The organism is Streptomyces sp. NPDC101237 (assembly GCF_044767465.1).
Classification (GTDB): domain Bacteria; phylum Actinomycetota; class Actinomycetes; order Streptomycetales; family Streptomycetaceae; genus Streptomyces; species Streptomyces gramineus.
Genome location: NZ_JBIWNY010000014.1, coordinates 45,192 through 65,432 on the forward strand (window position 1 = coordinate 45,192; position 20,241 = coordinate 65,432).

Below are 20,241 nucleotides of genomic sequence, written 5' to 3' on the forward strand. Positions count from 1 at the left end.
AGGGTTTACAAGGATTTTCCCCGTCGTGCGTTTCACCTGAAGCAATACCTTTGGCGACAGGTTTTTGTCAGGCTTGGGTCAGGGTTGGTGCAGGCTTCGCGCAGGGCCGGGCGCCGCACGTTTCCGCTGTGCCACGATCGAGCCAGCGGACCGAAGTCATCCCGAATTTACAGAGCTGGGCGCGCCCGCACGGGGTGTTGCGCCGGGGTGAGTAGCGCGTGAATGACCCGGGTGCTTTGACGGTCTTGTGGTGGTGTGACACCGCTGCTCGGCCGGTTCCGGGGCCGTTTCGGCGCAGTGGAATGCTCGGATTTTCGGCACTTGCGGTGAATTTCCCCGACTGGCCGAATCAATGCCCCCGGGCATGATAGGGCCGTGCCGTTATTGACCCGCGAGTAATGAACTCGCTAGTTTCCGTGGGCCTCACCCCGAGCTTTCCGCCGCACACATCCCCCACCGTGCTGTCCTCCCGATTATTCGGAGCATCATGACGTCCCCTGTGCGTGCCGTCGATCTGATCATGTGCGTCACCCCTTTCGGAGAACCCGACCACCGGCTGGCCGCGGCGGTCTGTGCCGCCGGCGGAATCGGTGTCCTGGACCTGGGCCGCGGAGACCGAAGAACCAGGGAGGCCCTCACCCGGCTGAGACACGAGGCGCCCGGCCCCTACGGCGTGCGGGTCGGCCCGCGCTGCGCACTCACCCCGGACGACCTCGACGAGGCGCCCGACACCGTGGTCCTGGCCGCCGACGCACCCTGGACGGCCGGCCGGATCGACACGTGGAGCCGGGTGCTGGCCGAGGTGACCGACCTGGCCGGCGCGCGCAGGGCGGTCCAGGCCGGGGCCCACGGACTGATCGCCCGGGGCGCCGAGAGCGGCGGCCGGGTGGGCGGACTCAGCACCTTCGTCCTGCTCCAACAGCTCCTCGGAGCACCGGAGCTGACCGTCCCGGTGTGGGCCTGCGGCGGCATCGGACCGCGGACCGCGGCGGCCGCGGTGGCCGGCGGGGCGGCGGGAGTCGTCCTGGACAGCCAGCTGGCCCTGCTCGCCGAGTCCCGGCTGCCCGAGGCCACCGCGGCCGTACTGCGCTCCCTGGACGGCTCCGAGACGACTGTCGTGGCCGGTCACCGGGTCCTGCACCGGCGCGGCCCGGACGCCGTGCGCCCGCCCGCCGACGACCCGGACGCGGTCGCCGCGCTGCTGGGCGCCGAGGACCCGCGCACCCAGCTGCTGCCGGTGGGACAGGACGGCTTCCTCGCCGCCCGGTTCGCCGACCGGTGGGGCGATGTACGGCGCACCATAAAGGAGTTGACGGCGGCGATCCGGCAGGACAGCGCCGTCGCGGCGGACGCGTTACGGCCCGGCACCTCCGCCATGAGCCGCGCCCTCGGCACCCGGCTGCCCGTCGCCCAGGGCCCGATGACCCGGGTCAGCGACCGGGCCGCCTTCGCCGCGGCCGTCGCCGCCGACGGAGCACTGCCCTTCCTGGCCCTCGCCCTCGCCGACGGCGCGCGCACGAGGGAACTGCTCACCGAGGCCAGGGCCGCACTGGACGGCCGGCCCTGGGGCGTCGGCGTGCTCGGCTTCGCCCCCGAGGACCTCAGGAACGCCCAGCTCGACGCCGTACGGGAGCTGCGGCCCAGCCACGCGATCATCGCGGGCGGCCGCCCCGCCCAGGCCGAGGCGCTGGAACGGGCCGGGATCAGCACCTACCTGCACGTGCCCTCGCCCGGCCTGCTGCGGCAGTTCCTGGAGGCCGGCGCCCGCAGGTTCGTGTTCGAGGGCTCCGAGTGCGGCGGCCACGTCGGACCGCGCGCCAGCTTTCCGCTCTGGGAGGCCCAGCTCGCCGTCCTGGAGGACTTCCCGCAGGCCGAGGACCTGGAGGTGTTCTTCGCCGGCGGCATCCACGACGAACGCTCCGCCGCGATGGTCGCCGCGCTCGCCGCCCCGCTGACCGCCCGGGGCGCGGCCGTCGGCCTGCTCATGGGCACCGCCTACCTCTTCACCGAGGAGGCGGTGGACCGGGGCGCCATCCGGCCCCTGTTCCAGCGCCAGGTCATGGCGGCCGCCTCGACCGCGCTCCTGGAGACCGCGCCCGGCCACGCCACCCGCTGCGTCCCCAGCCCCTTCACCCTCGGCTACCACAGGCGCGAAGCCGAACTTCGGGCGAACGGCGTGGCGGACCGGCGGCTGTGGGAGGAACTGGAACGGCTCAACGTCGGCCGGCTGCGCGTCGCCAGCAAGGGCGTCGACCGCTCCGCCGACGGCGAGCTGACGCCGGTCGACGAGCAACGCCAGCTCAACGAGGGAATGTTCATGGCCGGCGAGGTCGCCGTGCTGCGCTCGGCGAGAACCACCCTGGCCGCCCTGCACCACGCCGTCACCGACGGCGCCGCCGACCGCCTGGCCCGGCGGCCGGCCGGCGAGCCGCGCCAGGAACCGCCCGCACCCGCCCCCCTCGACATCGCGATCGTCGGCATGGCCGGGATGTTCCCGCAGGCCCCCGACCTCGCCACCTTCTGGGCGCACGTGGTCGCCGGACACGACGCGGTCACCGAGGTCCCGGCCGAGCGCTGGGACCCGGCCGTCCACCACGCCGACGGCAGCACCACCTCCAAGTGGGGCGGCTTCCTGCCCCCCATCCCGTTCGACCCGCTGGGCTACGGCATCCCGCCCGCCTCACTCGGCCACATCGAACCCGTCCAGCTGCTCGCCCTCGAGGCCGCCCGGCGCGCCCTGGACGACGCCGGATACGGCGCCCGCGGAAAGGAGTTCGACCGCTCCCGCACCTCCGTGGTCTTCGGCGCCGAGGCCGGCAGCGACCTCTCCAACGCGGCCACCCTGCGCGCCGTACTGCCCTCCTACTACGGCAGGGTCCCCGACGGCCTCGACGCCCAACTGCCCCAGCTCACCGAGGACTCCTTCCCCGGCATGCTCGCCAACGTCATCTCCGGGCGGATCGCCAACCGCCTCGACCTCGGCGGCGCCAACTACACGGTGGACGCCGCCTGCGCCTCCTCGCTGGCCGCCGTCGACGTCGCCTGCAAGGAACTCACCGCCGGCACCAGCGACGTCGTCCTGTGCGGCGGCGCCGACCTGCACAACGGCATCAACGACTACGTCCTCTTCTCCTCCGTGCACGCCCTCTCGCCGACCGGCCGCTCCCGCGCCTTCGACGCCTCGGCCGACGGCATCGCGCTCGGCGAGGGCGTCGCCTGCGTCGTCCTCAAGCGTCTCGCCGACGCCGAACGCGACGGCGACCGCGTCTACGGCGTGATCAAGGGACTCGGCTCATCGAGCGACGGCCGCTCCCTGGGCCTGACCGCCCCGCGCCCCGAGGGACAGCGGGCCGCGCTGCTGCGCGCCTACCGCAACGCGGGCGTGTCCCCGGCACGGGTCGGACTGGTGGAGGCGCACGGCACCGGGACCGTCGTCGGCGACCGCACCGAACTCACCATCCTCAGCGAGGTGTTCACGGAGGCGGGCGCGGAGAGCGGCGGCTGCGCGCTCGGCTCGGTCAAGTCCCAGATCGGGCACACCAAGTGCGCCGCGGGACTCGCCGGACTGATCAAGGCCACCCTCGCCCTGCACACCGGCGTCAAACCGCCCACCCTGCACCTGGACCGGCCCAACCCGGCGTGGCGGGAAGAGGACAGCCCGTTCGCCTTCCACACCGAGGCCCGGCCGTGGTCCGCTCCGGCGTCCGAACGGCTCGCCGGGGTCAGCGCGTTCGGCTTCGGCGGCACCAACTTCCACGTGGTGCTGGCCGCCCACGACGGCGGTGTGCCGCCGGAGCAGGCCCTGGACCTGTGGCCCGCCGAGCTGTTCCTGTTCCGCGGCCGGGACGACGAGGCCGCGCACCGGGGCGTCGAGGAGATCCTGCGGGCCGCCGAGACGGGCTCCTGGCGGCTGCGCGACCTGGCACTCGCCGCCGCCCGCCGCGCGGACGCCTCCCACGAGCCGGTACGGGCCGCGGTGGTGGCCCGCGACCCGCGGGAGCTGACCGGACAGCTGCGGCAGGTCCTCGCGGGCGAACCCGGCCCGGCCGCCGGCGTCCACCTGGCCGGTGCGCCGACGGACACCGCGGCCAAGGTCGCCTTCCTCTTCCCCGGCCAGGGCAGCCAGCGCCCCGGCATGCTCGCCGACCTCCTGGTGGCCCTCCCCGAACTGCGGCACTACCTCCGGCTCGGCCACGCCCACGCCGGGCCCCTGTACCCGCCCGCCGCCTTCGACGACGCCGCCCGGGACCGACGGCGGGCCGCCCTCACCGACACTCGGGCCGCCCAGCCCGCCCTCGGCATCACCGGCCTCGCCGCGCACGCCCTGCTGACGGCGGCCGGAGTCCGCCCCGACATGGCCGCCGGACACAGCTACGGCGAACTCGTCGCCCTCGCCGCGGCCGGCGCCCTCGCTCCCGAGACCCTCCTGGCGCTGAGCACCGAACGCGCCGCCGCGATCCTGGCCGCCGCGGGCGACGAACCGGGCACCATGGCCGCCGTGTCCGGCGCCGCCGACGACGTCGAGCGCGCGCTGCGCACCGCCGGGATCCCGGACTCGGTCGTGGTCGCCAACCACAACTCGCCCAAGCAGAGCGTCATCTCCGGCCCCACCGGGGAAGTGACCGAAGCCGTCGCGCGGTTGCGCGCGAACGGGCTCGGCGCCAAGCGGATCCCGGTCGCCTGCGCCTTCCACAGCCCGGTCGTCGCCGGCGCCGCACCCCGGTTCGCGGCGGCCCTCGCCCGGGCAGCCGTACGGCCCGCCGAGTTCCCGGTGTGGTCCAACCGCACCGCGGCCCCCTACCCGGCGGACCCCGACGCCGTACGCGCCGAACTCGCCGCCCAGATCGGCTCACCCGTCGCCTTCGCCGCCCAGATCGAGGCGATGTACGAGGCCGGGGCGCGGGTCTTCGTCGAGGCCGGACCCGGCACCGTGCTCACCCGGCTCGTCGGGCAGATCCTCGGCGACCGGCCGCACACCACCGTGGCCTGCGAACCCCGCGCCGACAGCGGACTGCGCGGCTGGCTCGACGCGCTCGCCCGGCTGGCCGCGGCCGGGGCACCCGTGCGCACCGCCTGGCTGCTGCGCGGCCGGGACGCCGTCGACGCCGTCCGCACCCCGGCGCCCGCACGCCCCGGCTGGACCGTCGACGGACAGCTCGTGCGCACCGCCACCGGAGACCTCCTGCCCGGCGCCCTCGCACCGGCCCGACGAGTCGTGGAGACGACTGTGACGACCAACCAGCCGCACGGCGACCCGGCCGACCGGGACGCGCTGATCTCCGAATTCCTGCGCACCAGCCGGGAGATGATCGCCGCCCAGCGCGACGTCCTGCTCACCTACTTCGCAGGAGCACCGGGAACGGTGCCCGCCGCGCCGGCATCGCCGCCGCGGCCCGCGCTCGCCCCCGTCCCGGTCCCCGCACTCCCGTCCGCGCCCACGCCCGCCGCGACCCTGCCGCCCGAGCCGGAGCCCGCGGCCCCGGAGACCGACGTCGAACGGGTCGTCCTGGAGATCATCAGCGAGCGCACCGGCTACCCCGTCGACATGATCGAGCCCGACCTCGACCTGGAGGCGGACCTCAGCATCGACTCCATCAAACGGGCCGAGATCGCCGGCGAACTGGCGAAGCGGCTCGGCATCGCGGGCGGCGCGGCGACCCTGGACGACGCCGAGCTGGAGGAACTGGCCAAGGCGCGGACGGCCGCCGCCGTCACCGGCTGGCTCCGGGCCCGGACCGGCACCGGGGGACGCAGGCAGGAGACGGCCGCGGCGACCACCGGGAGCGGCACGGACCCGACCGCCGCCGCGCCCGACCCGACCGCCGCCGCGCCGGAGCCCCGCACGTCCGCGTCCGCCCACCCGACCGGCCGGGACGAGGACATCCCTGCGGGCGAGGCGCCCGGACGGTTCGAGATGCGTCCCGTCGACCTGCCGGAACCGGACCCCGGGACCGATCCGGCCGCCGTCCTCTCCGGCAGGCGGTTCGTCGTCCTGGGCGAGGGCGGCAAGCCCGCCGGGTACGGCGACCGACTGGCGCGGCTGCTGTCCGGGCACGGCGCCGAGTGCGTGACCGGCGGCCCCGGCCACCTGCTCGACGAGGCCGAAGGACCCGTCGACGGCGTCCTGTACCTGGGCGCGCTGCCCGGCGGCGACGGACCCGTGCTGCCCGACGCGTACCCCGTGCTGCGGGCGGCCCTGGCCCGTGGCCCGCGCTGGCTGCTGGCCCCCCGGCCCGCCGAAGGCGAGGACGCGGCCCGCTCCGCGGGACTGCACGGCCTGTTCCGCACCGTCGCCCGGGAGTACCCGGACACCGTCGCCCGGGTCGTGTCCCTCGCGGACACCGCACCGGCCGCCGTCGCCGACGCGCTGCTCGCCGAACTGCTCCTGCCCGCACCGGCCCCCGTCGTCCTGCGCACCGCCGCGGGACGGCAGGGCCTCGAACTGACCGAGGTACCGCTCGGCCCGCTCGGCAGCACCGGCGCGGGACCCGCCGGGCCCGGCGCCGCCGAGGCCGCCGCCCTCGGCCTCGACCGGGACTCCGTGGTGCTGCTGGCCGGCGGGGCCCGGGGCATCACCGCCACGTTCGCCGCCGGCCTCGCCGCCGCCTGCCGCTGCCGCGTCGAGCTGATCGGCCGCACCCCCGCACCCACCGGTCCCGAGGGCCGGGACACCGCCGCCGCCCGTACCCCGGCCGCACTCCGCGCGGCCCTCGCCGCCCGAGGAGGCCGCGGCCCCGCCGAGGTCAACCGCGAGGCCGAACTGATCCTCGCCCAGCGGGAGATCACCGCCACCCTCGGCGAACTCACCGCCCTCGGCAGCCAGGCGCGCTACCGCGCCGTCGACGTCCGCGACCGGGACGCGGTACTCCAGGCCGTCAAGGAGATCCACGCCGACCACGGCCGCCTGGACGGCGTCGTCTTCGCGGCCGGGGTGATCGAGGACCGGCTGATCGCCGAGAAGACCCCGGAGTCCTTCCGGCGGGTCCACGGCACCAAGACGAACGGCGCCGCCACCCTGCTCGCCGCCCTGGACGAACTGCCCGACGGACCCGGATTCGCGGTGCTGTTCGGCAGCGTCTCCGCCGTCCTCGGCAACCGGGGCCAGGCCGACTACGCCGCCGCCAACGACGCGCTGGAGAGCCTCGGCGCCGACTGGGCCGACCGCACCGGCAGGCGGGCGCTGACCGTCCACTGGGGGCCGTGGGCGCCGACCGGCGGGCACACCGGCATGGTCAGCCCGGAACTGGGGCGTGAGTACGCCCGGCGCGGGGTCCGGCTGATCGACCCCGAGGAGGGCGCGGCCGCGCTGCTGCGCGAACTCGCCTACGGACCGGAGTCCGTCCGGGCCGTCGTCTACACCGCGTCGGGCTGGTGACATGAGCGACCACCGCCAGACGCCGGTCGCGATCGTGGGCATGGCGGTGCTGCTGCCCGGCGCCGCCGGCCTCGACGCGTACTGGAGGAACCTGCGGGACGGCGTGGACGCGATCGGCGACGTGCCCGAGGGCCGCTGGGACGCTGACTACTACCGGCCCGGCTCGGCCGCCGGGCCCGCCGTCCCCGACCAGGTGTACTGCCGTCGCGGGGGCTTCGTGGACGGCCTCGCCGAGGTCGAGGTCACCCGGTACGGCATCATGCCGAACTCCGTCGACGGCACCGAGCCCGACCAGCTGATCGCCCTCGACGTGGCCGCCGCCGCGATCGCCGACGCCGGCGGCCAGGACCGGCTGCCCGACCGGCACCGCGTCGGCGTGGTCCTGGGCCGCGGCGGCTACCTCACGCCCGGCCTGGTCCGCCTCGACCAGCGGGTCCGCACGGCCGGGCAACTGGTGCGCACCCTCGGTGAGCTGGTGCCCGGCCTCACGACCGGCCAACTGGCACGGGTGCGGGAGGCGTTCACCGAGCGGCTCGGGCCCGCCAGCCCGGAGTCCGCGATCGGCCTGGTGCCCAACCTCGCCGCCTCCCGGATCGCCAACCGCCTGGATTTGCGCGGCCCCGCCTACACCGTCGACGCGGCCTGCGCGTCCTCACTGGTCGCCGTCGACCAGGCGGTCACCGAACTCACCGCCGGACGCTGCGACCTGATGCTCGCCGGGGGAGTGCACCACTGCCACGACATCACCCTGTGGAGCGTCTTCTCCCAACTGCGCGCGCTCTCCCCGAGCCAGCGCATCCGCCCCTTCCACCGCGAGGCCGACGGCATCCTCATCGGCGAGGGCACCGGCGTCGTCGTCCTCAAGCGCCTCGCCGACGCCGAACGCGACGGCGACCGCGTCTACGCCGTGATCCGGGGCACGGGCGTGGCCAGCGACGGCCGTACCGCCGGACTCGTCAACCCCGACCCGGGCGGTCAGGCGCACGCCGTACGGCAGGCCTGGCGGGCCGCCGGACTCGACCCGGCCGCCCCGCGCTCCGTCGGGCTCCTGGAGGCCCACGGAACCGCGACCCCGGCCGGGGACGGGGCCGAACTCACCACGCTCGCAGAGGTGTTCGGACCGCCCGGCGACCGCAGTGAACGGGCGGTGCTGGGCTCGGTGAAGTCGATGATCGGCCACACCATGCCGGCCGCCGGCATCGCGGGTCTGGTCAAGGCCGCCCTCGCCCTGCACCACGCGACCCTGCTGCCCACCCTGCACTGCGACGACCCGCACCCGGCCCTCGCCGGCACCCGCTTCCGCACCCTGGACCGGGCCGAGCCCTGGCCGGCCGGCCCGGAGGGGCCGGTGCGCCGGGCCGGGGTGAACGCCTTCGGGTTCGGCGGGATCAACGCCCACGTGGTGCTGGAGGAGGCCCCCGGCGCACGCCGGTCCGCCGCTCCGCCCGCCGTCACGGTCACCGAACCCGAGCGGGTCCTGCTCCTCGCCGCCCGCACCCCCGGACGGCTCGCCGCCGCGCTCGCCGCCGACGACTCCGCCGTTCTCGTCGCGGGCCTGGACCCCGGCCGTGCCCACCCGCAGGCCGGCCCGGCCCGTCTCGGCATCGTCGACCCCACCGCCAAACGTCTCGCGCTGGCCCGCCGCGCCGTCGGCAGGGACCGCGCCTGGCAGGGCCGCAACGACCTCTGGTACCGGCCGGCGCCGCTCCTGGACACCGGCAGGCTGGCCTTCGTCTTCCCGGGCCTGGAAGGCGAGTTCACTCCCCGCGTCGACGACATCGCCGTGCATTTCGGCCTCCCCGCCGTCACCGGACCCGCCCGACGGGACGTACGGGTCGGTGACGTGGGCCGGCATGGATTCGGCGTCGTCGACGTGGGGCGGCTCCTGGACGCCGCGCTGCGCAGGATGGGCGTGGTCCCGGACGCGGTCGCCGGGCACAGCGTCGGCGAGTGGACGGCGATGGCGGCCGCCGGCCTCTACTCCGGCGACGAGGTGGACGCGTTCATGGCCGGGTTCGACCCCGACGCGGTCACCGTGCCGGGCCTCGCCTTCGCCGCCGTCGGCGCCCCGGCCGCCCGGGTGCTGGCCGCCCTGGACGACGAGTGGGCGGACTCCGGGATCGTCCTCTCGCACGACAACGCGCCCGGCCAGTCGACGGTCTGCGGCCCCGACCGGACGGTGGCGGACCTCGTCCGCGCCTTCCGCGCCGACGGTGTGCTGTGCCAGGTGCTGCCGTTCCGGTCCGGGTTCCACACGCCGATGCTGGAGCCGTACCTGGCGCCCATCAAGGAGGCCGCCGAGCGCTTCCGGCTGCACAGGCCGACCGTCCCGGTGTGGTCCGCCACCACCGCCGCGCCCTTCCCTCGGGCCGAGGCGGAGGTGCGCGACCTGTTCGTCCGGCACCTGCTGGAGCCGGTCAGGTTCCGGCAGCTGGTCGAGGCCCTGTACGCGGCGGGGCACCGCGTCTTCGTGCAGACCGGTCCCGGCCGGCTGGCCTCCCTGGTCACCGACACCCTCGGCGACCGCGACCACCTGGCCGTCGCCGCCAACTCCCCGCACCGCTCCGGACTCGCCCAGCTCCGGCGGGTGGCGACCGCGCTCTGGACGGCGGGCGCGACCGTCGCACCGGCCCTGCCGCCGGCCGGCGCCGGTGCTCGCGCCCCCCGCGGCACGAGTGCGCCCGTACCGGGCCGTCCGCCCGTCCGCCTCGACCTGGGCGGCGCTCTGGTCTCCCTGGACGGCCCGGTGCTGCACCGGCTCCGCGCCGAGCTGGGACGGCCCGCCGCGCCCGCGCCCGGTGCGGCCGCCGGCCCGTCCGCGCTCGACGACCTGGCCGCCGCCCTCCCGGCCGCCGCCGAACTCAGCGCGCTGCTGCGCGACACCGCGGACACCGCGGCCGCCGTCCTCACCGCCCGAAGGACACCGGTCCCGTCCGCGCCCGCGCCCCCAACGGATCCGCGTCCGCCGACCGGGCCGCGCGTCCCCGCGGCCCCACCGGTTCCGCCCCGTCCCGCGGCCGGCTCCGCGCCGCCCGCGGCACCCGCGCCCGGGACCCGCACCACCACCGTCCGGGTCTCCCCGGACACCATGCCGCACCTGCTCGACCACTGCTTCCACCCGCAGCGCGCGGGCTGGCCCGACATCGAGGACCGCTGGCCGGTCGTCCCGGCCACCACCATCGTCCGGCACCTGATGGACGCCGCGGAGGAGGCCACCGGGCTGCGCGCGGTGGCCGTGCACGGGGCCCGCTTCGACCGCTGGCTCACCGCCACACCGGCCGTCGACGTCCTCGTCACCGTCACCCCCGTGGGCCCCGGCCGGGTCGCCGCCGCCTTCGGCCCCACCGCCCGCGCGGTCGTCGAACTGGCCCCGGACCACGTGCGCCCGCCCGAAGCCGTCCCGCCGCCGGTTCCCGAACACACCCCCGGCCACACCGCGGCCCAGCTCTACGCCGACCGCTGGATGTTCCACGGCCCGGCCTACCAGGGCGTCACTGAACTCACCGCGATCGGCGACCGGCACATCCGCGGAGTGATCACCACCCCCGCCGCCCCGGGGGCCCTGCTCGACAACGTGGGCCAGATCCTCGGCTACTGGATCATGGCCACCCGCACCGAGCGGACCGTCGTCTTCCCCGTGGGCATGCGGGAGATGCGCTTCTTCGGCCCGCACCCCGAGCCCGGCACCGAGGTCGGCTGCCAGGTGCGGATCACCTCGCTCACCGACACCGTGCTCGAGGCCGACGTGCAACTGACCGCCGGGGACCGGGTGTGGGCCCTGATCCGGGGCTGGCAGGACCGGCGCTTCGACAACGACCCGCACACCCGCCCGGTCGAGCGCTTCCCCGACCGCAACACCCTCTCCGAGGCACGGCCGGGCGGCTGGGTGCTCGTCCACGAACGCTGGCCCGACCTCGCCTCCCGTGAACTGATCATGCGCAACTCGCTGGGCGGGCCGGAGCGTTCGCGGTACGCGGAGCACGCGCCCCGCGGCCGCCGACAGTGGCTGCTCGGCCGGATCGCCGCCAAGGACGCCGTCCGGCAGTGGCTCTGGGAGCACGGCGAGGGACCGGTCTTCCCGGCCGAACTCCGCGTCCACAACGACGACTCGGGCCGCCCGTACGTGACCGGCGTGCACGGCCGCACGCTGCCCGCGCTGGACGTCTCGCTCGCCCACCGGGCCGAGGCCGCCGTGGCGATCGTACGGCCGCACCGGCCAGGACCCGGCCCCGGCATCGACCTCGAGGAGGTCACCGAACGCGACCCGGCCGCGCTGGCGGCCGCCCTGGGCGCGGACGAACTGCGCCTGCTGCACGAGCTATCCGGCCCCGGCGGCTCCACCGCACGGTGGTTCACCCGGTTCTGGGCCGCCAAGGAGGCCGTCGCCAAGGCGGAGGGCACCGGATTCGACGGTCGGCCACGGGACTTCGCCGTCCTGGAGGCGGCACCCGACGGAAGCCGGCTCCTGGTGGCGGGCCGGCTCGAACGCGCCTACCCGGTGCACTGCGCGCCGGTCCGCAATCCCCCCGCACTGCCGGGCCGCGACTACGTCGTGGCCTGGACGACCGGACCGGCAGCCGCAGACCCACAGGAGGACCCGCGATGAACCCGACCGAGCCCGAAGTCCGCGCCGACGAGCGGGCGGTACTCGCCGACCTCACCGGGATGCTCCGCACCCTCCTGGAGGAGTACGGCGACGACGACGCCGAGATCGGCATGGACACCACCTTCAACCGCGACCTGGAGCTGGAGAGCATCGACCTGGTCACCCTCGCCGGACTCCTGGAGGAGCGGTACGGGAAACGGGTCAACTTCGCCGAGTTCCTGGCCGGGATGGAGTTCGACGAGATCATCGGGCTGACCGTCGGCCGGCTGGTGGAGTTCGTCGTGTGGAGCCTGAAGGCCACGGAGGCGGGCTGAGCCATGGCGATCGTCGACACCGGAGACGTCCGGCTGCACGTCCAGCGCATGGGCCCGGCACAGGGCCGCACCCCGGTCGCCACCGTGGTCCTGGTCCACGGGCTGCTCACCGACAGCCTGGCCAGCTACTACTTCACCGTGGCACCCGCCTTCGCCGCTTCCGGACTGGACGTGGTCATGTACGACCTGCGCGGGCACGGCCGCAGCGCCCGGCCGCCCGGCGGATACACCCTCGACCACAACATCGACGACCTGGAGGCGCTGCTCGACCGGCTGTCGATCACCGGCCCGGTGCACCTCGTCGGCAACTCCTACGGCGGCACCATCGCCTTCGGCTACGCGGCCCGCCACCCCGGACGCGCCGCCAGCCTCACCCTCATCGAGTCCGAGCCCGCCACCGCGGCCTGGGCGGACAAACTCGGCGGGATCCTGCGCCGGGTCGTCACCGAACTCGCCCACAACGAGCCGGACGCCATCGCGTGGATCACCGCGAACCGCGGCCACAACACCGCCCGCCTGGCCAGGGGCGCGGCCCGGCTCGCCCGCGAGACCAGCCTCGGCCGGGACATCCCCGCCAGCCGGGTGCTCACCGACGATCAGATCAGCGCCGTGCGCTGCCCGGTCCTCGGCGTGTACGGCGGCGACTCGGACCTGGTGGACGTGGTCCCGCTGAAGGAGGCGCTGCTGGCCGACTACCGTTCGGTGGTGCTGCCGGGGCACGAGCACTCCGTGCTGGTCGAGGCGGCCGGCACGGTCGGCGGACACATCATGGAGCTGATCCACTCGGTCAGCGGAGCGCGCGCGGCCGGCGTCCGGTGAGCGGCTTCCTCCTCGTCGTACCGCCCCTGGTCGGCCACATCAACCCGGCCGTCGGCGTCGCCGCCGAACTGGAGGCGCGCGGGCACCGGGTGGCCTGGGTCTGCCCCGATCCCGCTCTGCTGGGCCGGCTGGCGGGGCCGCGGGCGCGGGTGTACCCGTGCGCGGGCGTGTCCGCAGGCGAGCGGCCCGCCGACCTGCGCGGCGCGGAGGCGCTGAAGTTCCTGTGGGAGTGGTTCCTGGTGCCGCTCGCGCGGGCGATGGCCCCCGGCGTCCGGGCCGCCGTCGACGACTTCCGCCCCGATGCCGTCGTCGCCGACCAGCAGGCCTTCGCCGGCGCCCTGGTGGCCGAACGGCTGGGACTGCCCTGGGCGACCTCGGCGACCACCTCCGCCGAGTTCGGCGGCGCCTACGACGGCATCCCCAAGGTCGCCGAGTGGCTCCGGGCCAGGCTCGCGGAGCTGCGGGAGGACATCGGCGATCCGGCGGGCACGGCCGACCCGCGCTTCTCACCGCGTCTCACACTGGCCTTCACCACCCCCGAACTGGCGGGCACGGACACCCGACCGACGATCCGTCACGTCGGGCCGTCGATCACCGAACGGCCGGTGGCCGACGGCTTTCCCTGGGACTGGCTGGACCCGGGCCGCGAGCGGGTGCTCGTCTCGCTCGGCACCGCCAACGCCGGCGCCGGCGGCCGGTTCCTCGCCGAGTGCGTCGCCGCCATCCGCGAACGGGCGCACCGGGTGCAGGCGTTGGTGGCCGACCCCGGAGGCACCCTGCCGCCCGCGACCGACGACAAGGACGTCCTGATCCTGCCCTCGCTGCCCCAGCTCCCGCTGCTGGAGCGCGTCGACGCGGTGATCTGCCACGCCGGGCACAACACCGTGTGCGAGGCCCTGTGGCACGGCGTCCCGCTGGTCGTCGCCCCCATCCGGGACGACCAGCCGGTGATCGCCGGGCAGGTCGTGGACGCCGGCGCCGGCGTCCGGGTCAGGTTCGGCCGGGTCACCGCCCAGCGGCTGGGCGAGGCCCTCGACACCGTCCTGTACGAGCCGGGCCCGCGCACCGCGGCCGCCCGGATCCGCGCCGCGTTCCGAGCGGCGGGCGGTGCACCGGTCGCCGCGACCCACCTGGAAGCCCTGGCAGCCGATTCGCACCTCAGGAGACCCGATGAGCAAGCAGAGTGAGATCGACGCGTTGCGCTCCGCCTACCAGCGGGACCTGGCCGACGGCGTCGACCGCTTCTTCGCACCCCGGCGCACCGACTGCCCCTGGTGCGGCTCCGGCCGGCTGACCACCCGGCTGCGCACCACCGACCTGCTCCAGCACAAGCCCGGCCGCTTCCTCCTGGACCGCTGCCAGGAGTGCGGCCACACCTTCCAGAACCCGCGCCTGAACGAGACGGGCCTGGAGTTCTACTACCGCGACTTCTACGACGGCCTCGGCGAACAGCGGATGAGCGGCACCTTCGGCGGCCGTACCAAGATGTACCGGGGCCGCGCCGCAGCCATGCTCCCGCACGACGCCACCCCCAAGAACTGGCTCGACGTCGGCACCGGCCACGGCCACTTCTGCGCGGCAGCCCGCGAGGTGCTGCCCGGCACCGCGTTCGACGGCCTCGACTTCACCGACGGCGTCGAACTGGCCGCCCGGGAGGGCCGCGTGGAGCGTGCCTACCGCGGCGCCTTCCCCGAACTGGCCCCCGACCTCACCGCCGCCTACGACGTGGTCAGCATGTTCCACTACCTGGAGCACAGCACCGACCCCGACGACGAACTCCGCGCCGCCCACCGGACGGTACGACCCGGCGGCCACCTCCTGATCGAGGTCCCCGACCCGCAGAGCCGCTACGCCCGGCTGCTCGGCCGCTGGTGGCTGCCCTGGCTCCAGCCCCAGCACCTGCACTTCGTCCCGGTCGCCAACCTCCGCGCCCGCCTCACCGAGCTGGGCTTCACGGTGGTGGCCGAACAGCACGCCGAGGCGCACGACCCGGTCGACCTGCTGGCCGCCGTCTGGCTCGCCCTGGACCACGCCGCCCCGCGTGAGGACGCGCCCTGGCTGCCCCGGCCGCCGGGCGCCCCGCGCAGGACGGCTCGCGCCGCGCTGCTCCTCGCCGGGATCCCGGCCCTCGTCGCCGGCACGCTCGCGGACCGCTTCGCCGTACGGCCCCTCGCGCACCGGCTGCGCCTGTCCAACGCCTACCGGATCGTGGCCCGCCGCGACTGAGCCCTCACAGGGCCTTGGCGCGGATCATCGCGGACAGCACCAGGGCGCCCGGCAGCAGCGGTACCCAGTCGGTCACCATCCGGTAGCCGATCACGGTCGCCGTGGCCACCGCGACCGGAGCCCCGAACGCGGCCAGCGTGATCACGAGGGCCGCGTCCACCGCGACCCCGCCCGGCACCGGTACGGCACCCCCCGCCGTGCCACCCGCCAGGAACGCGAAGACGACCGTGCCCCACGGCAGCCCGAGCCCGAGCGCCTCCCCGGTGCAGGCCAGCGCGCTCGCCTGCACCACCGGCAGCGCGGCGGCCCCGCCCCACAGGGCCACCGCCCGGCAGGGCCGGGCGTGCACCGCGCGGGCATCGGTGAGCGCGGCCCGCACCAGCCGGGTGACCGGCCGCCGCAGTGGTCGTACCACCGCGGTCGCCACGCCCACCAGGGTGAGCACGGCCGCGACCGGGACCAGCACCACGCCCTCCGGGATCAGGTCGCCCAGCCGCCGCCAGGCGGAGGACGACAGCAGGAAGCCGATCAGCACGGCCGTCTTCGCACCCGACTTGGCCACCGAGTACAGCGCGATCGAGGAGGTGGCCCGCTGCAGGGGCACACCCTGGGTGCGCAGGAAACGGACGGTGACGGCATGGGCGCCCAGTCCGGCGGGCAGCGCGTGATTGGCCGCTCCGGCGGCGAACTGCGAGGCCAGCAGCAGCCCCGGCGGCAGCGGGTCGGGCACGGCACCCTGGCGTATGCACGCGGCCAGCACCCAGGTCAGGCAGGTGAGACCGCCGGCGGCCAGCAGCCACAGGGGTTCGGCGCGGGCGAGCCGGGCGACGCCCTCGTTCAGCAGGGACCGGTTGGTCAGCCCCCAGACCGCGGCGACCAGCAGCGGGGACAGGCACACGACGAGCCGGAGCGGACGGCTCCCCGCCCACGGCGCCGGCAGGGTGCGCACGGGGGCGTCGGGGCAGGACGAGGACACTGACGACAGCGAGGACAGTGAGGACACGGGGACGTTGTCCTTCCACGGCGGGCCGCGGTGGGGGGCCGCAGGCGAGCGGGACCGCAGGCGTGCGGGACCGGTCGGAGCCTTCCCGTCCCGTATGACACCCGGATGTCGGAAAGCCGAAGGCCGGGGGGCGGGCCGGTGCCACGGGCCCGGCCCCACCCGTGCGACCCGGTAGCCTTCCAGGGGTATACCCGGCACACGACAGGGGAGGAACCCGCGGTGCACGTCCAGGAATGGCTCGACTCGGTGCCGGCGGTCGCCGTCTACGCAGTGGTGGCGCTGGTCATCGGGCTGGAGAGCCTGGGCATCCCGCTGCCGGGCGAGATCGTGCTGGTCTCGGCCGCGCTCATGTCCTCGCAGCACTCGGGCATCGACCCGTTCGTCCTCGGTGCCTGCGCCACCGCCGGCGCGGTGATCGGCGACTCCGTCGGCTACGCGATAGGCCGCAAGGGCGGCCGCCCGCTGCTGGCCTGGCTGGGCCGGAAGTTCCCGAGACACTTCGGCGAGGGCCATGTGGCCACCGCCGAGCGCTCCTTCGAGAAGTGGGGCATGTGGGCGGTCTTCTTCGGCCGCTTCATCGCCCTCCTGCGCATCTTCGCGGGCCCGCTCGCGGGCGTCCTGCACATGCCGTACTGGAAGTTCCTGACGGCGAACCTCCTCGGCGGCATCTGCTGGGCGGGCGGCACCACGGCCGTCGTCTACTACGTCGGCATCGTCGCGGAGGACTGGCTGAAGCGGTTCTCGTACGTGGGCCTGGCGGCGGCGGTGCTGGTGGGCCTCGCGTCGATGCTGATCGTGCGGCGCAGGGCCCAGAAGGCCCAGGTCGCCGAGAAGGAAGCCGAACCGGTGGGCGCCGGGGAGTGACGGCCCGCGGGCGCGGGCCGTGCCGGTGTGCCCCCGCGGGGCGCGGCGGACGGGAATCCGGCCGCGCCCGTCGAGAGGCCTACGCGTGCACCTCGCGATGCGCCCGCGCCAGCTCCGCGTACAGGGTCCCGTTGAGGGTCACCCCCTGAAGCTCCTCCTCCGACAGGCTCCGCTTCACCTTCGCCGGCACCCCGGCCACCAGCGACCCCGGCGGCACCACCATGCCCTGCGGCACCAGTGCCTGCGCCGCGACCAGCGAGCCCGCGCCGATCACGGCCCCGTTCAGCACGGTCGCCCCCATCCCGATGAGGCAGTCGTCCTCGACCGTCGCCCCGTGCACCACCGCGTTGTGCCCGATGGACACCCGCTCCCCGACGTTCACCGGGAACCCCGGGTCGGCGTGGAGCGTCACGTTGTCCTGCACGTTGGCCTGCGCCCCCACGGTGATCTTCTCGACGTCCCCGCGCACCACCGCGCCGTACCAGACGCTCGCCCCGGGCTCGAGCGTCACGTCCCCGATCACCGAGGCGGTCGGCGCCACGAAGACGTCGTCCCCGATCACCGGCTCGCGCCCGCCGATCCCCACGATCAGTGCCTTCCGCGTCATCACGCTCTCCCGTTCGTCCTCGACGTCCACGGCAACCTAGCCGACGGCCTGGGGCGAAGATCACAGCGGCCCGCCCTCTTGCCGGTGGCGCCCTGCGCGTAGCGTGACCCCGTGCCGAAGCCCAAGAACACGTTCTCGTCCTGGTGCCACCGCCTCGCCCAGCGAGCGGTGCACGCGGGCTGGGCCTGGGTCCAGCGCACCGGTTCGGTCACGGCCGACCACCCCGGCCGGTTCCGGTTCGGCGCCATCGGCGAGGCCACCCGCCTGGCCTTCCCGCTGGGCACGGTCTTCGGCGAACCGTGGATCCACCTCGGTTCGCACTGCATCGTCGGTGAACAGGTCACCCTCACCGCAGGCCTGATGCCCGACCTGGAGCTCGGCCCCGAGCCGATCCTGCGCATCGGCGACGGCGTGGTCCTGGGCCGCGGCAGCCACGTCATCGCGGACACGACCGTCACCATCGGCAGCGACTGCTACTTCGGCCCGTACGTGTACGTCACCTCCACCAACCACTCCTACGACGACCCGCACGAGCCCATCGGCCGGCAGTGGCCCCGGATGGAGCCGGTGGAGATCGGCCCGGGCTGCTGGATCGGCACCGGCGCGGTGATCCTGCCGGGTGCGCGGATCGGCCGGAACGTGGTGGTGGCCGCCGGCGCGGTGGTCCGGGGCACGGTGCCCGACCACGCCGTGGTGGCGGGCGCGCCGGCCCGGGTGGTCCGCCGCTGGACCGCCGAGACCGGCTGGCAGCCGCCGCTGCGCACCCCGGCGCCGGTGCCGATACCGGAGGGCATGACCCCGGATCAGCTGCGCGCGCTGGCGGAGCTGGACGAGGAGGGCGTGGCGCGGCTGGCGGCGCTGGAGAGCGAGAACTGAGTCAGCCGGTGGCGAGCAGCAGCGTGCCGACCAGCGCGAGGCCCGCGCCCGCCGCCTGGACGGCCCGCAGACGCTCGCTGAGGAAGCCGCGGGCCGCGAGCGCGGTGACCACCGGATAGAGCGAGGCGAGCACCGCGGCGACGGTGACCGGGCCGTGCTGGGCGGCCACCGAGTAGGTGCCGTTGGCGGCGACGTCGGCCAGACCGACGAAACCGAGGGCCGGCAGCGTGGACCGCGCGAGACCGCCGTCCGGCAGCGCGGGAGTGCCCCGCCGCACCGACAGCCACAGGGCCGCGCCGCCGGTCGTGACACTGGTCAGGCGCTGCACGAAGAGGGCCAGGAAGAGGCCGGTGACCGTGGTGGACGCCTCCGTGATCAGTGCGAACACCGTGCCGAAACCGCCGGCCGCGACCAGCGTGAGTAGGATCGTGCGCCGCTGGACCGGCGCGCCGCGCACCTGCGGGCCGCCGGCCAGGACGACCCCGGTGACGGCGACCGCGATCCCCGCGAACTGCAGCAGCCCCGGCCGCTCGCCGAGGATCAGTCCGACGCCGACCGGGACGGCGACGCTCAGCGTGGCCAGCGGGGAGACCACGCCCATGGGGCCGAGCGCGAGCGCCTTGTAGAAGGAGAACAGCGCGACCGGCCCGACCAGGCCGGCGGCGCACGCGAACCAGAGCCGCGGCCCGGCCTCGCTCCAGCCGCCGGTGGCGACCACGATCACGCCGAGGACCGCCGCCGCGATGCCCTGCGAGACGACGACCACCGTGAGCGCCGGGGCGCGTCGTGTGAGCAGCCCGCCGCCGAAGTCGGCCAGCCCCCACAGGAGGCTGGTGGTCAGGGCGAAGAATGCTGTCACGGCCCGCCTCGCAGTACAGTTCGGTGAACGATCAGGTACACCCCACCGTAGTTCACCCGGTTAAACTCTGTCATTCAGAATATTGGACCTCGATGCACACGACGATGGACGGAACGTGTCGGACCTCGACCTGCTGACCCAGTCCCTGGCCCGCAACGTCAAGCACTGGCGCTCGGTGCGCGGCTTCACCCTCGACGTGCTCGCGGCCCGGGCCGGGGTCAGCCGCGGCATGCTCATCCAGATCGAGCAGGCCCGCACCAACCCGAGCATCGGCACCGTCGTCAAGATCGGCGACGCGCTCGGCATCAGCATCACCACCCTGCTCGACTACGAACAGGGGCCGAGCGTCCAGATCGTCCCGGTCGACAAGGCCGTCCGCCTCTGGCACACCGACGCCGGCAGCTACAACCGTCTGCTCGCGGGCACCGAGGCGCCCGGCCCGCTGGAGATGTGGGACTGGCGGCTGATGCCGGGCGAGAGCAGCCCCTCGGAACCCCACCCCGCGGGCACCGTGGAGATCGTCCACGTCACCGCTGGCGAGCTGACCCTCACCGTCGACGGCGTCGAGTACCGCGTGCCGACCGGCGCCAGCGCCTCCTTCGAGGCCGGCACGGCCCATGTGTACGGCAACACCGGGGACGTGCCGATGGAGATGGTCATGACGGTCTCCGTCCCGCCCGTGTCCTGAGCCG

At 75.1% G+C, this 20,241-nt stretch carries 12 protein-coding genes; 9 read left to right on the forward strand and 3 right to left on the reverse strand.

Annotation, left to right across the window (positions count from 1 at the left end; all coding sequences use genetic code 11):
* Positions 1–487 precede the first annotated feature (487 nt).
* From ACIRQ9_RS22155 to ACIRQ9_RS22180, 6 genes are read left to right on the forward strand one after another with little or no spacing between them, the layout of a single operon-like run.
* Positions 488–7,375 carry an SDR family oxidoreductase gene (locus ACIRQ9_RS22155; RefSeq protein ID WP_404175925.1) on the forward strand — a complete coding sequence of 2,296 codons (6,888 nt, stop codon included), beginning with the start codon at positions 488–490 and terminating at the stop codon, positions 7,373–7,375.
* A gap of 1 nt (position 7,376) precedes the next feature.
* Positions 7,377–11,981 (forward strand): beta-ketoacyl synthase N-terminal-like domain-containing protein, encoded by a 4,605-nt coding sequence (locus tag ACIRQ9_RS22160; protein WP_404175929.1) that lies wholly within the window; start codon positions 7,377–7,379, stop codon positions 11,979–11,981.
* Positions 11,978–12,295: an acyl carrier protein gene (locus ACIRQ9_RS22165; RefSeq protein ID WP_404175932.1), complete on the forward strand. Its 318-nt coding sequence runs from the start codon at positions 11,978–11,980 to the stop codon at positions 12,293–12,295. The genes ACIRQ9_RS22160 and ACIRQ9_RS22165 overlap by 4 nt, the downstream gene beginning before the upstream one ends.
* 3 nt (positions 12,296–12,298) lie before the next feature.
* Positions 12,299–13,114: an alpha/beta fold hydrolase gene (locus ACIRQ9_RS22170; RefSeq protein ID WP_404175935.1), complete on the forward strand. Its 816-nt coding sequence runs from the start codon at positions 12,299–12,301 to the stop codon at positions 13,112–13,114.
* On the forward strand, positions 13,111–14,301 hold the full coding sequence (locus tag ACIRQ9_RS22175) for a glycosyltransferase (protein ID WP_404175938.1): 1,191 nt from the start codon (positions 13,111–13,113) through the stop codon (positions 14,299–14,301). Before ACIRQ9_RS22170 ends, ACIRQ9_RS22175 begins: the two co-directional genes overlap by 4 nt.
* Positions 14,285–15,340 (forward strand): class I SAM-dependent methyltransferase, encoded by a 1,056-nt coding sequence (locus ACIRQ9_RS22180; protein WP_404175941.1) that lies wholly within the window; start codon positions 14,285–14,287, stop codon positions 15,338–15,340. The genes ACIRQ9_RS22175 and ACIRQ9_RS22180 overlap by 17 nt, the downstream gene beginning before the upstream one ends.
* A gap of 4 nt (positions 15,341–15,344) precedes the next feature.
* On the opposite strand, the gene ACIRQ9_RS22185 is transcribed toward ACIRQ9_RS22180, so the two are convergent.
* A complete protein-coding gene (locus ACIRQ9_RS22185) occupies positions 15,345–16,343 on the reverse strand; it encodes a YbhN family protein (protein WP_404175944.1) in 999 nt (332 codons plus the stop codon).
* A gap of 219 nt (positions 16,344–16,562) precedes the next feature.
* Between ACIRQ9_RS22185 and ACIRQ9_RS22190 the strand changes: the two genes are divergently transcribed.
* Entirely contained in the window at positions 16,563–17,207 is a 645-nt protein-coding gene (locus ACIRQ9_RS22190) for a DedA family protein (protein WP_404175947.1), read from the forward strand.
* A gap of 79 nt (positions 17,208–17,286) precedes the next feature.
* On the opposite strand, the gene ACIRQ9_RS22195 is transcribed toward ACIRQ9_RS22190, so the two are convergent.
* Positions 17,287–17,814 carry a gamma carbonic anhydrase family protein gene (locus ACIRQ9_RS22195; RefSeq protein WP_404175950.1) on the reverse strand — a complete coding sequence of 176 codons (528 nt, stop codon included), beginning with the start codon at positions 17,812–17,814 and terminating at the stop codon, positions 17,287–17,289.
* 111 nt (positions 17,815–17,925) lie between these two features.
* Between ACIRQ9_RS22195 and ACIRQ9_RS22200 the strand changes: the two genes are divergently transcribed.
* The gene (locus ACIRQ9_RS22200; protein WP_404175953.1) at positions 17,926–18,690 is read left to right on the forward strand and encodes an acyltransferase; all 765 of its coding nucleotides are present in this window, start codon (positions 17,926–17,928) and stop codon (positions 18,688–18,690) included.
* Position 18,691: 1 nt separating this feature from the next.
* On the opposite strand, the gene ACIRQ9_RS22205 is transcribed toward ACIRQ9_RS22200, so the two are convergent.
* Positions 18,692–19,549, reverse strand: a complete 858-nt coding sequence (locus ACIRQ9_RS22205; RefSeq protein ID WP_404175956.1) for an EamA family transporter — start codon at positions 19,547–19,549, stop codon at positions 18,692–18,694.
* Positions 19,550–19,664: 115 nt separating this feature from the next.
* Between ACIRQ9_RS22205 and ACIRQ9_RS22210 the strand changes: the two genes are divergently transcribed.
* Positions 19,665–20,237, forward strand: coding sequence for an XRE family transcriptional regulator (locus ACIRQ9_RS22210; RefSeq protein WP_404175959.1), 573 nt, complete (start codon positions 19,665–19,667; stop codon positions 20,235–20,237).
* The last annotated feature ends 4 nt before the right edge of the window (positions 20,238–20,241 follow it).